The organism is Flavobacterium panacis, assembly GCF_024649945.1.
Taxonomy (GTDB): domain Bacteria; phylum Bacteroidota; class Bacteroidia; order Flavobacteriales; family Flavobacteriaceae; genus Flavobacterium; species Flavobacterium panacis.
In genome coordinates this window covers 93044-108161 of sequence record NZ_JANKMS010000008.1, presented here as the reverse complement: position 1 = coordinate 108161, position 15118 = coordinate 93044, and the positions used below count along the sequence as shown (strand labels likewise).

Below are 15118 nucleotides of genomic sequence, written 5' to 3'. Positions count from 1 at the left end.
TTTATTTTTTTATAATTTTAATGTATTCTGGAGTTTCTAAATTGATTTTAGCTGCGTAAATTCCTGATGGCAGATTTTGTAGATCTAAAAGAGCTCTTCCGCTTTCAGTATTATAAATTCCTTTTGAAACCAATTGACCTCCAAAATTGTAAAGCTCGATAGCTACTTCAGTTTTCGTACTAGGAATTTCAATTTCAATAATTCCAGAAGTCGGATTCGGATAAGCTGAAAGTACTGAGCCTATTTCGTAAGAAGTTACTTTTTTAGCAAAAATACCTTCACAAGCTTTAGCTGTTGCAACTTCAACTAATCCAGCTTTATTAAGTTCTACACTAAAATTGGTATCGGTAGTCTGAAATTGTTCGGCTCCATCAATGAATACTGTAAAAGGCGCAGTTCCTTCTGTAATTTCAACATTTACACTCTTAGAGCTTACTGTCGATTTTCCAGTAGTAGTTGCTGCTTTTTGAATTGTAAAATTAAAAAGCTGTTCAAAATTTTCGTCGGCAATTATAACAGAAATAGTATATTCTCCTGGAGCTAAACCATCAATTTTCAGGTTGTTATTGTTCAATGGATATGTTTTTCCGTTTAATAAAGCTTCATATGTGTAAGATCCTTTTGCTGTCAGGTTAATTTCTCCATTGTTTTGTCCTTGGCAAGATTCTCCTTTTGTTTCAACAGTAAAATTATCGGCTGGTAAAACTATAGAAATACCGCAGTTCGTGTTGTAAGATGCTGTTGCGTCTTTGTTTGTCGCCATTTTTGTAGTAGCAAAAGTGATATCATCAACCTGAATACAAGTCAAATTAGGATTGTTTTTAAAATTTATAGAACTATCATTTCCTAAAAATTGAGTAAACCCAGCTTCGTTGTTACCATTTTTTATGTTTACACTCGTAAGATTGTTCCAACTGCAATTTACCGCACCTAATTTTTTGTTTTTAGAAAGATTTAAAGTCGTTAATTTATTCTCTGAACAATTTAATGTCCATAAATTAGTAGTACCTGTCAGCTCTAAAGATGTCAGCTGGTTTTTACTGCAAGAGAAATGAGAAAGCGACTTATTTTGAGAAACATCAATAGTCGTTAGTTGATTATCATCACACCCAAATTGAGATAATGAAGAAACTTTTGTAACATCTAACGTTTTAAATTTATTGCTTGAACAAAATAAATACATTACATATTTATTGTTGGACAAATCTAAATTTGGCAATAAATTATTGCCGCAATTCAAGTAATTTAAGCTTGGGTTTTTACTGAAATTTAAACTAGTTAACTTATTATTTTGAGCAGCCAAATAATAAAAATTAGGGCTGTTTGAAAAATCAAGAGAAGTTAAACTATTTTCCCAACAATCAACTTGATACAATGCCGGATTATTAGAAAAATCTAATTTAGTTAAAAAGTTGTTCGAACAATCCAATTTGCTAAGCTGCGTATTTTTAGAAAGGTTGACAGTGGTCAATCGATTGTTTCTGCAAGTTACTTCTTTAATGGCGGTGTTTGAGCTTAAATCTAATTCTCTTAATTGATTATTATCAATACTTAGTTTTTCTAATGCTTTAAAACCTTGTATTCCTGTTAAATCTTTTATGGTTGGATTTAATGAACCTTGTGGAAGATAGATATTCAATTCTTTTATTGAAGAAATACTAGAGGTTAAAACACCTCCGTTAACACCGTCTTTGTCAATCCCAAGTTCAATTAATCTGCTTTCAAAAACCGCATCTGGAATTACGGTAAAAGCATTGTTGTCGCAAGTTGTATTGTACGAAGCAGCAGTTTCTTTTGCATTTGCCCAGTTCGCATCTGAATAAGCTTTATCATCAACCTGAATGCAGGTTAAATTTGGATTGCTTTTAAAATTTCCAGCAACCATGTTTTGCATTTTAGCATTGTTTCCATTTTTTAGGTTCAAGCTAAATAAATTATTTGCTGAACAATCTACTTCTATTAAAGCAGTATTTTTGGATAAATCTAAATTTAATAATTGGTTTGATTTAGCGTTTAATGTTGTCAATGAAACGTTTTTATTTAAATCAACCGCTTTTAAATTATTGGAAGAAATATTCAATTGTTTTAAAGAAACAAATCCTTCAATTCCAGTTAAGTTTGAGATCGAACTTGCAGAAACATCTAGAGTTGTAACAGAAGCAATGTTTGAAGTTAACACTCTTCCATTTTTCCCGTCAAGGTCAATTCCTAAAGCGATTAATTTGTTTTCAAAATTAGCATCAGGAATAGAAACAAAAGCATTACAAAGTGTGTTGTAATTTGCCGATGCATCTTTTAAAGCGACCCAGTTTGTATTAGCATAATTTTCGTCATCAACTTGTATGCATTTTAAATTAGCATTTCCTGTAAAAGTGGAAGTGTTTTTGTTAAGCAGTGTGTTCTTTCCATTTTTCAAATCTAAACTTACCAGTTTATTGTTTGAAGCATTTAGAGAAGTTAAAGCAGTGTTCTTAGATAAATCTAAGAACAATAACTGATTGTCTTTACAGTTTAAGGTTTCTAAACTAGCAAAATCTTCAATTCCAGTTAAGTTTGCAATAGAACTTGCTGATACATCAAGAGTTTTGATTTGAGCAATGTTTGCCGTTAAAACCTGACCATTTTTTCCGTCAAGATCAATATTTAAAGCAATTAATTTATCTTCAAAATTGGGATCAGGAATAGCTGTGTAAGGCCTGCAGTCTTCAGAAAATCTAGTCCAGCTGTCTTTTTTTGCAGACCATTTAGAATCTGCATTAGATTTATTGTCTACAAGAACGCAGTTCAAAGATAAATCGTTTAATAAGGAAACGTTTAATACGGTATTGTTTCCATTTTTTAAATTAAGATCATACAAAGATCTGTTAGAGGAAAGGGATGCATCAGTTAGTTTTGTATTCTTTGATAAATCCAAACTTTCAATTTTGGTTTCTTCCAGGCTCAAAGTAATTAAAGCGGCATTTTTAGTAAGGTCTAAACTTTTTATACCTGTCTTACTTCCGCTAAAGTACTCTAAATTGATAGTGTTTGTTAAGTCTATTACTGCTATTGGATTATTATTAACCGTAAGATTCTTAAGTGCAAGGTTTTTAGATACATCAATCTTAGTTAAACTGTTATAGTGTAAATAAGCGCTGTGTAATTTTGTATTTTGAGTAAAATCTAAAGTTGTTATTTTGTTAGACAGAGCATCTATACTAGTAAGTTCAGGATTTTTAGAAGTATTTAATTCTGTTAATTCATTATTGTAACAAGCAATGCTCGTTAACAATGTATTTTTAGATAGATCTAAACTTGTAATTTTATTTCTATAACATTGAAATATCTTTAAATTAGGCTGATTAGTGATATCTAATGCTGTTAGATTATTAGTAGCCGTTCTTAGAGTTTCTAGCAGTGTATTTTTAGAAATATTTAATACGGTTAGTTTATTACCATCACAATATAAACTTTTTAGCAGTGTGTTTTTAGAAATTTCCAGTGTTGTTAATTGATTGGATGCACAGTTTAAATCTGTAAGTAATACATTCTGAGACAAATCTAAACTGGCAATTTTATTATTGTAGTAAGAGTTAAAAGTAGTCAGCTCTTTATTGTTTGAGACAGAAATAGCACTTAACTGATTAGATTCAAATTTAAGTACTTTAAGTTTGGTATTTTGGGTTACATCTAGATCTGTTATCTTATTACTGTCAACTATTAAAGTTTCTAATTCTAGGTTGTTAGAAATGTTCAAGGCTGTTAATAAATTGGAGCTGACATCCAAAGTTTTAAGTTTCGTGTTTTTAGAAACATCCAAAGCAGAAATCTTGCCCGTGTTTCCTCTATAAATTAAACTTTCTAAGGCAGTAAAATCTTCGATACCAGTTAAGTTTGTAATTTTTCGAGCACTGTAAGAAACTTCTAGAGTTTTTATTGAAGAAATGTTACTTGTGAGTACTTTTCCATTAATGCCGTCTTTGTCATACCCCAAGTAAGCCAAATAATTTTCAAATTCGGCATCAGGAATTTGGGTATATTGAACAGGTACTTCGTTAACGTCTACAACAGAAACATTGTCAACTAAAATTTCAGAATTTAGACTTCCATAAGTCCAGATATCAACTTCGATATTTTCGCTTACTGTTGGCGTATAATCAAATTCAATTTTTCGCCATTCTGTAGTAGAGAAAGTAACATCAGATTTTTTAGTTATTTCTTCTTTAAACGTACCTGGTTTATGATATATGCTAAAATCAATAGAAGAAAATGTTCCTTTAGCAAGTTTGTGGTATAATGTTACTTTATAAGTTTTACCGGCAGTTACCGGAAAATATTCACTATTAATAAAGTTAAAAGTTCCGCTGGCAACCATCATATTGACACTTGATGAGCCATTTTGGGCAACAGTACTTTTAGAAATATAACCGCTAAAATACTGATACCAGTTATCTGGTTTAGATGACGAATTCCAAGTCTCAAAATTCCCATTTGGAACTAAGTTGGTTTGCGCATAAATAGAAAAATTTGCTAATAAAAGCAACAAGAGTAGTTTTGTCTTCATAGAATAGATTTAGGATTAGCTCGCGCAATTTTAAGGCATAAATATGAAGATTCCTTACGGGAAGCCGTAAAGAGGTGTTATTTATTGTTTATCATATACTTAGTATAAAAATGTAGGATCTTCAGGAAGTCTTGTTTTATGGTATGTTTAGTTGTAAGGGTTTGTGTTTTAGTTGTTTATATTGTATGTCGTCAGGACTACTTTTGATTAAAATTTCATAACACATTGTTAATGGTTAGTATTTTGTAACAAAAAAGCATAATTTAGACCCATATTTTAACTTACACATATTTATAGATAGATGAGTCATATAAAACCTATTAAATTATCCGCTTTCGCACTACTTGTTTTAGCAGGTTGCAGCGCAAGTTTGCAGGCACAAAAAGCAGCACCAAAACAACCAGTTGTTGCTCCTTTGACAGTGGTGAAAAAAGCACCAGTTAGTGAAAATGAATTAAAAAGATGGAGTCATTTAGATTTAGTAAAAGATTCTATCCCGGGAATGAGTGTAGACAGAGCTTTAACTGAATTACTGCAAGGTAAAAAAGGACAAAAAGTTATTGTAGGTATTGTAGATTCTGGTGTAGATATCGAGCACGAAGATCTTCAAGGAATGATCTGGACGAACACTAAAGAAATTCCAGGAAACGGAATTGATGATGATAAAAACGGTTTTATTGACGATATTCACGGATGGAATTTCTTAGGAAATGCCGTTAATGAAAACCTTGAAATGACACGTATCGTTAAAAAAGGCGATGACGGTTCTGCTCAGTACAAAGAAGCTTTGGCTCAATATACTGAGAAATATGAAGAAGCTCTTAAAGACAAAGAACAAGTAGATTTTTTACTTGATGTTCATAATACAATCAAAAAAGAACTGAATAAATCAGATTATAAAATTGAAGATTTAAAGGCAATTACTTCAACAGATCCAAAAGTGGCTAGAAGTAAAGCTGTAATGACTCAAATTTTCACAAATGCTGGACCAACTTTTGATCCTGAAGCAGATTTCGGTGAATATAAAGAACAAGTTTACGATCAGTTAAACTACAATTTGAATAAAGATTTTGACGGTAGAAAAATCGTAGGTGATAATCCAGAAGATATTAAAGATACTAATTATGGAAATAATGTAGTATTTGGTCCAGACAAAGAAAAAGCACTTCACGGAACTCACGTGGCTGGAATTATTGCTCAAATTCGTGGTAATAATTTAGGAGGAGATGGAGTAGCATCACCAAATGTTGAGATTTTAACTGTGAGAGCTGTACCAGACGGTGATGAGTATGATAAAGATATCGCTTTGGCAATTCGTTACGCAGTAGATAATGGAGCAAAAGTAATTAACGGAAGTTTCGGAAAAAGTTTTTCTCCGCACAAACAATGGGTTTACGATGCGATTAAATATGCTGCTAAAAAAGACGTTTTAATTGTTCACGCTGCTGGTAATGATGGTTATAATATTGATGAAACAAAAAACATCAATTATCCAAATGACTCAGAAGACAACGTAAAAGAATTTGCAGATAACGTAATCACAATTGGAGCAATCAATAAAGAATATGGAGAAAATGTAATTGCATCATTTTCAAACTTCGGAAAAATTAACGTTGACGTTTTTGCTCCAGGTGAAGAAATTTATGCAACAGTTCCAAACAACAAATACAAATATTTGCAAGGAACTTCAATGGCATCTCCAAACGCGGCTGGTGTAGCGACGTTAATTCGTTCGTATTACCCAAAATTAAAAGCGGCTCAGGTTAAAAAGATTTTGATGGATTCAGGAGTGGCACTTCCTTCTAAAGTTGTTTTAGGAAAAAGTGAAAATCCAGGCGAAAAAGCACCAGCAGTTTCTTCTGTAGAATCATCAAAAACAGCAAAAATGGTAAATGCTTATAATGCTTTATTGATGGCAGAAAAGATGTCAAAAAAATAAAAAATAATACACTATTAATCTAATGGAAGAGTTCGCGCTCTTCCATTTTCTATTACATATCAACATGCGAAAAATTATTTTACTTTCTTTCTTAAGCTTGGGGTTTAGCTCGGCTTTTGCACAAAGCGCTCCGTATTGGCAGCAACACGCTGACTATAAAATGGAGGTTTCGATGGATGTAAAAAACTATCAGTACAAAGGAAAACAGGAATTGGTTTATACCAATAATTCTCCTGATACTTTAAAAAAGGTATTTTATCATTTATTTCCAAACGCTTTTCAACCGGGAAGCGAAATGGATGCACGTCTACATTTTATTAAAGATCCTGATGGAAGAATGGTAAATAAAGTAAAAGGCGCTGATGGGAAAGATGTAAAACAAAGCCGTATCGAAACTTTAAAACCAAATGAAATTGGATATTTAAAAATTACAAACTTCAAACAAGATGGTGCTGTTGCTCAAACTAGAGTTTCTGGAACCATTTTGGAAGTGACTTTGGCTAAACCAATTTTACCAAATTCTAAAACAACTTTCACTTTAGATTTTGACGGACAGGTTCCAGTTCAGGTTCGTCGTTCTGGAAGAAATAATTCCGAAGGAATCGAACTTTCAATGTCACAATGGTATCCAAAATTAGCCGAATTTGATTTCGAAGGCTGGCATGCAGATCCATACATTGCGAGAGAATTTCACGGTGTTTGGGGTAATTTTGATGTAAAAATCACAATCGACAAAGAATATACAATTGGAGGTTCTGGATATTTACAAGACAAAAATGCTATCGGACACGGTTATGAAGATGCAGGTGTAACAGTAGTTTATCCTAAAAAAGCAAAAACATTAACGTGGCATTTTATTGCGCCAAACGTTCACGATTTTACTTGGGCAGCCGACAAAGATTATGCACATGATATTGTAAAAGGACCAAACGATGTCGATTTGCATTTCTTCTACAAAAATACTCCTAAAGTAGCAGAAAACTGGAAACAGCTAGAGCCTTTAATGGTAAAAGTTATGGATTATTACAACAATAGAGTTGGACAATATCCATACAAACAATATTCATTTATTCAAGGTGGCGACGGAGGAATGGAGTACGCAATGTGTACTTTAATGCTAGGAAACGGAACTCTTGAAGGAATTCTTGGAACTGCAACGCACGAATTAGGACACTCTTGGTTCCAGCATATTTTAGCTTCAAACGAATCAAAACACCCTTGGATGGACGAAGGTTTTACAACTTACATCGAAGACAGTGCTTTGAATGAACTAAAAGGAGATAAAAAAGAAGTCAATCCATTCAAAGGAAATTACAATGCTTACTACAGCTTAGTAAATTCTGGTAAAGAGCAGCCACAAACTACTCACGGAGATCGTTATGATGAAAACCGTCCGTATAGTATTTCATCTTATGTTAAAGGAAGTATTTTCCTTTCTCAGCTAGAATATGTAATTGGAAAAGACAATGTTGATGCGACTTTAAAAAGATATTTCAACGATTTTAAATTCAAACATCCAACACCAAACGATATCAAGAGAACAGCTGAAAGAGTTTCTGGAGCTGAGTTAGACTGGTATTTGACAGATTGGGCGCAAACAACCAATACAATTGATTACGGAATCAAAGATGTGGCTGACAATGCAGGAAAAACAACAATCTCTTTAGAAAGAATTGGAAGAATGCCAATGCCAATCGATTTAAAAGTAGATTACACAGACGGAACTTCTGAAACGTTCTACATTCCGTTAAGAATGATGAATTTCATTAAACCAAATCCAAACCCAAATCAAAAAAGAACAGTTCTGGAAGATTGGGCTTGGGCACAACAAAACTATAGTTTTACAATTGACAAAAACAAAACGTCAATCAAAAAAATCACTATCGATCCAAGCGGATTAATGGCTGATGTAAAACAAGCAAATAATGTTTTTGAAGTGAAATAAGCTTTAAATAACTTTGCTTTTTTAGCATAAAATTCAATTGCCTCCAGCTTTAGCTGGAGGTTTTTTTTGTTATAAATGTATAGGGGCTTTAGCCTAACTGTGAAAGTTAGGCTAAAACCCTTTTTTGTTTTCATCTGAAGGCAATTAAGGTTTATTTAATAATCAGGAGCAACACAAAAGGCATTTTAGTAAACAAGGTTTCCCGCTCTCGGCTATATCTCGCTGTTGCCCGACGTCGGGCCAGCAAGGATACCGCCTCCATCGGGGCTAGATACAAACAATTGGCTTCTTTTAGAGATTGAGATTTAGAACTTCTCGCGCCAGTTTTGTCATTTCGACCGAAGGGAGAAATCGCACAAGAAACTCCACAACGCAAATCTCCAGTCTTTGTAGAATTCCGTGTGTGATTTCTCCCTTCGGTCGAAATGACAAAAAAAGGGCTTTAGCCTAACTTTCACAGTTAGGCTAAAGCCCTATCATTTATCACAAAAAAAACCTCCAGCTAAAGCTGGAGGCAATTCAAATATGATAATTAGATTGTGCAGAAAAGAATTTAACTCAAATGCTCAATCATATCTTTTGTCATAGTTTCCAAATCAAATTTATGATTCCAGTTCCAGTCTTCTCTTGCAGCGCTGTCATCAATACTTGCCGGCCAGCTGTCCGCAATTTTCTGACGGAAATCTGGATTATAAGTAATTTCAAATTCAGGAATATGTTTTTTGATTTCAGCAGCAATTTCAGTTGGCGTAAAACTCATTGCAGCCAAATTATAAGAAGAATGAATCTTGATTTCTTCAACCGGAGCTTTCATAATATTGATAGTGGCATCAATTGCATCATCCATGTACATCATTGGCATTTTGGTTTCAGATGATAAAAAGCACTCGTATTTTTTATCAGCAATAGCTTTGTAAAAAATATCAACTGCATAATCTGTAGTTCCGCCGCCTGGAGGAGTAGACCAGCTGATTAAGCCTGGATAACGGATACTGCGTACATCAACACCGTAAATATTATGGTAATATTCGCACCATCTTTCTCCAGCTTGTTTGCTAATTCCGTAAACTGTCGAAGGTTCCATTACCGTATATTGTGGCGTGTTTTCTTTAGGAGTTGTTGGTCCGAAAACGGCGATACTGGATGGCCAAAAAATCTTCTGAATCTTTTTTGCTTTCGCTAAATTTAAAACATGAAAAAGAGAATTCATATTTAAATCCCAAGCAAAAGCAGGGTTCTTTTCAGCCGTAGCAGATAAAAGCGCAGCCATCAAGTAAACATCTGTAATTTGATGCACTTCAACCAAATGTTCAATCTGGTTAAAATCTAAAGCATTGACGACTTCAAAAGGTCCCGAATTAACAACATCAGTATTTAATTTTCGAATATCAGAAGCGATAACATTTTCGGTTCCGTATAATTTACGCAGTTTTTGTGTCAGCTCTGTTCCAATCTGACCACAGGCACCAATGATTAATATTTTAGGATTCATTTCGAATGATTTTTAGAGACACAAATATAACGTTTTCGCAATTACTAATGCTTTTTAGAATCATAAATTATAGATTCAATAATTAAAAAGTTTGTTTATTGGATTATTCTCTTTTGCAAGGGTGTGCCTTTGTGCCTTTTTATTTTCAGTATTGAAGTGTATTCTAAAGAAAATAAAAACGAAAAAAATCCTCTTATCTGGCTTTTTAAATGATAAAAAAATAACGATGATTTATAGAATCTTTAGCAAAAAACAGAATTCGTAATTGTAAATTTACTTTGTAACTTTGCCGTCTAACATTTTACTAAATGAAATATAAAATATCTCTTTTTCTGCTTTTAACATTTGTATTGTTTTCTTGCCAAAATGAAGATGAAAAACGACGTGCAGAAAATGCAAAAGAAGCAAAAAAGAAAGAAGCTATTTTTAATAATATAAACAAAGGCTGGACGTTTCTTAACGAGCCGATCAACGAAATATCAGAATCACAATTAAATTCATGGACAGAGTGGCGTGAGTTTATAAAAGAGATTGGCGATAAACCAAGAAAAACTATTGGAGCATTTCAGAAAAAATCGGCTGCGATTTCTAAGAAAGCCATGGCTTTAAACAATAATATTCCAACAGATTTCAATCAGCCTCAAATTAGAAGTCGTATTTCTATTTTGATTACTAAAATTAAAATGCTGGATTTATTTATTCATTTAAATCAAATTCCAGATGATAAAGTAGTTTTTCTGGTTCAGGAAATCAATAAAGAACTGATTTCACTGGAAAGACAAATGGATAAAATTGTCGAAAAAGCCAAAATACCAAAAGAACAAGGAGAAGAAGATTTCTTAAGAATGTTAGATACCACACGTGCAATTCCGAATTCGGCTGCGCCACAGGTTCCCATACAACCATTAGATCAAAACGCACCAAAAGTTGAGTAAAAACGCCCTATATACCATCTATGACAATTTGCCAAAAGCAGAGCAGATTGCTAAAAGTTTACTGGAAGGAAATCAGATAAAAATGAACCTTAGCGGTTTACTGGGATCTTCGGTTTCCTTTATTATTCGTTCTGTTTTTAAAAAAAACGAGCTGCCTTTTTTGATTATTTTAGATAACAAAGAAGAAGCCGCTTACTATTTAAACGATTTGGAACAAATGATTGGCGAACAGGATGTTTTGTTTTACCCTGCTTCTTTTCGTCGTCCGTATCAAATTGAAGAAACCGACAACGCCAATGTACTGCTTCGCGCTGAGGTTTTAAACCGAATCAATTCGCGAAAAAAACCAGCAATAATTGTAACTTATCCCGAAGCCATTTTCGAAAAAGTGGTGACGAGAAGAGAATTAGATAAAAACACTTTAAAAGTTGCTTTAAACGATAAAATTTCGATCGATTTTATCAACGAAGTTTTGTTTGAATACGAATTTAAAAGAGTTGATTTTATTACAGAACCGGGAGAATTTTCAGTTCGTGGAGGAATTGTCGATGTCTTTTCTTTTTCAAACGATCATCCATACAGAATTGAGTTTTTTGGAAATGAAGTAGACAGTATCAGAAGTTTTGATGTCGAAACACAATTATCTGTTGAAACACACAAAAAAATTACTATAATTCCGAATGTTGAGAACAAGTTGTTTCAAGAAAACAGAGAAAGCTTTCTGGATTATATTGCCGAAAAAACAGTTCTTTTCATTCAAAATACAGACGGACTTTTTAGTCAGTTAGACAAACAATTTGCGAGAGCAGAAGAGGCTTTTGAAAAACTTTCGAAAGAAATAAAACATGCCGAGCCAGAGCAATTGTTTTTAAATCAAGCTTCGTTTATCAAGCGCGCACTGGATTTTTCGATTGTAGAATTGGCTTCAAAACCAATCTTTAAAACAACTAAAAAATTCGAATTTCATATTCAGCCTCAGCCATCATTCAACAAACAGTTTGATTTGTTGTTGAACAATCTGAGTGACAATCATTTTAACGGCTATAAAAATTATTTGTTCTGTTCAAATGAAACGCAGGCAAAACGTTTTCATGATATTTTTGAATCTTTGGATGAAGCTAATTCAGAGAATATTAGAAAACAATACAATACTGTTGTACTGCCTTTGTATCAAGGTTTTATTGACGAAGAAAATCAGATAACGGCGTATACCGATCATCAGATTTTTGAGCGTTATCATAAATTCAACATCAAAAATGGGTATTCTAAAAAGCAGAATATCACTTTAAAAGAACTAACTGCACTTTCTGTTGGCGATTATGTAACGCACATAGATCACGGAATTGGGAAGTTTGGCGGCTTACAGAAAATTCAGGTGGAAGGCAAAACGCAGGAAGCCATAAAATTGGTTTACGCCGATAATGATATTGTGTATGTGAGTATTCACTCGCTTCATAAAATCTCAAAATACAACGGAAAAGACGGAACACCTCCGAAAATTTATAAACTTGGCTCAAACGCTTGGAAGGTTTTAAAACAGAAAACCAAAGCGCGTGTCAAACATATTGCATTCAACTTAATCCAGTTGTATGCGAAACGTCGTTTGGAAAAAGGTTTTCAGTTTGCGCCAGACAGTTATCTTCAAAACGAATTGGAAAGTTCTTTTATTTACGAAGATACACCAGACCAAATGAAATCGACGGCAGAAGTAAAAGCCGATATGGAAAGCGATCGCCCAATGGATCGTTTGGTATGTGGTGACGTTGGTTTCGGAAAAACGGAAGTTGCGATTCGTGCAGCTTTTAAAGCGGTTGATAATAGCAAACAAGTGGCAGTTTTAGTTCCGACGACAATTTTGGCCTATCAGCATTACAGAACTTTCTCTGAACGTTTAAAAGATATGCCGGTTTCAATTGGTTATTTAAACCGATTTAGAACTGCGAAACAAAAAACGCAGACGTTAAAAGATTTAGCCGAAGGGAAACTAGATATCGTAATTGGAACGCATCAATTGGTAAACAAAAATGTGGTTTTTAAAGATCTTGGTTTATTGATTGTCGATGAGGAACAAAAATTTGGTGTAAACGTAAAAGATAAACTCAAAACCATTGCTGCAAATGTCGATACATTGACGTTAACAGCAACGCCAATTCCGAGAACGCTTCAGTTTTCGTTAATGGCAGCGCGAGATTTATCGGTAATTACAACGCCTCCGCCAAATCGTTATCCGATTGAAACAAATGTAGTTGGTTTTAATGAAGAAATTATTCGCGATGCGATTTCGTATGAAATTCAAAGAAACGGACAGGTTTTCTTTATCAATAACCGAATTGAAAATATTAAAGAAATTGCTGGAATGATTCAGCGCTTGGTTCCAAATGCAAGAGTTGGAATTGGACACGGACAAATGGACGGTGCGAAGCTCGAAGAATTGATGTTAGGTTTCATGAACGGAGATTTTGATGTTTTGGTTGCCACAACAATCATCGAAAGCGGATTGGACGTTCCGAATGCCAACACGATTTTCATCAACAACGCCAATAATTTTGGATTATCAGATCTGCATCAAATGCGTGGGCGCGTTGGGCGAAGCAATAAAAAAGCATTTTGTTATTTCATCTGTCCACCGTATTCATCCATGACAGAAGATGCGAGAAAACGTATTCAGGCATTGGAGCAATTCAGCGAGTTGGGAAGCGGTTTCAATATTGCCATGAAAGACTTGGAGATTCGTGGAGCAGGAGATTTATTAGGTGGAGAACAAAGCGGTTTCATTAATGAAATTGGTTTTGATACGTACCAAAAAATCATGAATGAAGCGATTGAAGAATTGAAGGAAAACGAATTCAAAGATTTATATCCTGAAGAAAACGACATCGATACAAAAGAATACGTAAAAGACATTCAAATCGATGCCGATTTCGAATTGTTATTTCCAGATGAATATATCAATAACGTTTCAGAACGTTTGGTTTTATACAACGAATTAGGTGCGATAAAAGACGAAGCCGGTTTACAGGAATTTGAGAAAAAACTAGTTGACCGTTTCGGACCACTACCAAAACCTGCTGTTGCGTTATTAAACAGCATCAGAATTAAATGGATTGCAACGAAAGTCGGAATCGAAAAATTAGTCTTGAAGCAAGGCAAAATGATTGGTTATTTCGTTTCAGATCAACAATCAGATTATTATCAGTCTGTGAAGTTCAGAAACGTTTTAAACTTTGTTCAAAAACACAGCAACCTTTGCAAAATGAAAGAAAAACAAACCGTAAACGGATTACGCTTATTATTGACTTTTGAAAATGTGAAGTCGATAAAACGAGCATTGGAATTGATGGAGTTGTTTGAGGAATAGCGGCAATTATTTTTATATGAAGGAAAAAATCAAATTAGTTTACATACTTATAATTACTACTATTTTAGGTTGCAGTTCCGAAGATTCTAGTAATTTGGAGAATCAGGATTTTAGCAAACATTTATTGAAATCGGTAAAAGTTTCAAAACAAAGTTATGTAGAAACTTATAAATACGAAAATGGATTTTTAGTAGAAGCAACTTTTAATTGGACTCCACTTCAATATAATCGTTATCAATATGAGTACGATGCCGACGGAAAACTACTAAGGCAGATATTTAATTCAACAGTATTTTCTCCAGTGTATACTTATTCTTATTCCTACGATAAAGAAAATCGTTTGGTAAAACAAACGAATGTAAACACAAATGACTATGCATTATTAGAATACGGAAAAAATAAAGTCAAAGTTACAAGCTATTACGAAAAGCGTTTTGATGTGCCGACAACACTTGTTACCGAATTTGATACCGATGCGACGGGAAGAATTTTGAAAGCAGTAAGAACAAAAGGTTTCGTTGATAGTGATGGCAATGAATTTTACCCGTTTACTGAATTTACTTATGATGAAAGAGGTAATGTCATAAAAACAACAAGTGGAGGAGATTCAGTTACAGAGTATCAATATGATGATAAAAGAAATCCATTATACTACAGTTATGAAAAGCTGAATAAAAGCCTATATTATTTAATTTATACAGAATCAACAAATTCGCTTAGAGACTTCTCTCCAAATAATTTAGTTGCAATAAAAATGCACGGGTTAACTTATGTAAAAGACCAACTAATTTATAATGCACAAAACTTTCCGGTAAGTCAGATCCGTTATATTTATGAAGATGGTAAAAATCACTCTTTAACTTCTGACGAAAAAGTCTTCGAATACTTTTAAATTTACGACCGTAT

General features: G+C 33.6%; 7 protein-coding genes. 5 read left to right on the top strand and 2 right to left on the bottom strand.

Annotation, left to right across the window (positions count from 1 at the left end; all coding sequences use genetic code 11):
* Position 1 precedes the first annotated feature (1 nt).
* Entirely contained in the window at positions 2-4543 is a 4542-nt protein-coding gene (locus tag NQQ59_RS17125) for a T9SS type A sorting domain-containing protein (RefSeq protein WP_144216089.1), read from the bottom strand.
* Between the two features lie 301 nt (positions 4544-4844).
* Here NQQ59_RS17125 and NQQ59_RS17120 point away from each other — a divergent pair, with 301 nt between their 5' ends.
* Both NQQ59_RS17120 and NQQ59_RS17115 read left to right on the top strand, forming a co-directional pair.
* The gene (locus tag NQQ59_RS17120) at positions 4845-6482 is read left to right on the top strand and encodes a S8 family peptidase (RefSeq protein ID WP_144216087.1); all 1638 of its coding nucleotides are present in this window, start codon (positions 4845-4847) and stop codon (positions 6480-6482) included.
* 64 nt (positions 6483-6546) lie between these two features.
* Positions 6547-8427, top strand: coding sequence for a M1 family metallopeptidase (locus NQQ59_RS17115; protein WP_144216085.1), 1881 nt, complete (start codon positions 6547-6549; stop codon positions 8425-8427).
* Between the two features lie 553 nt (positions 8428-8980).
* On the opposite strand, the gene NQQ59_RS17110 is transcribed toward NQQ59_RS17115, so the two are convergent.
* Positions 8981-9919 (bottom strand): L-threonine 3-dehydrogenase, encoded by a 939-nt coding sequence (locus NQQ59_RS17110; RefSeq protein WP_144216083.1) that lies wholly within the window; start codon positions 9917-9919, stop codon positions 8981-8983.
* A 308-nt stretch (positions 9920-10227) separates the two neighbouring features.
* Between NQQ59_RS17110 and NQQ59_RS17105 the strand changes: the two genes are divergently transcribed.
* Genes NQQ59_RS17105 through NQQ59_RS17095 form a run of 3 tightly spaced genes read left to right on the top strand, consistent with a single transcriptional unit; the run spans position 10228 to position 15104 of the window.
* The gene (locus NQQ59_RS17105; RefSeq protein ID WP_144216081.1) at positions 10228-10854 is read left to right on the top strand and encodes a hypothetical protein; all 627 of its coding nucleotides are present in this window, start codon (positions 10228-10230) and stop codon (positions 10852-10854) included.
* Positions 10847-14212, top strand: a complete 3366-nt coding sequence (mfd, locus tag NQQ59_RS17100; protein WP_144216079.1) for a transcription-repair coupling factor — start codon at positions 10847-10849, stop codon at positions 14210-14212. The genes NQQ59_RS17105 and mfd overlap by 8 nt, the downstream gene beginning before the upstream one ends.
* Positions 14213-14228: 16 nt before the next feature.
* Positions 14229-15104: a hypothetical protein gene (locus NQQ59_RS17095; RefSeq protein ID WP_257698399.1), complete on the top strand. Its 876-nt coding sequence runs from the start codon at positions 14229-14231 to the stop codon at positions 15102-15104.
* Positions 15105-15118: the final 14 nt, after the last annotated feature.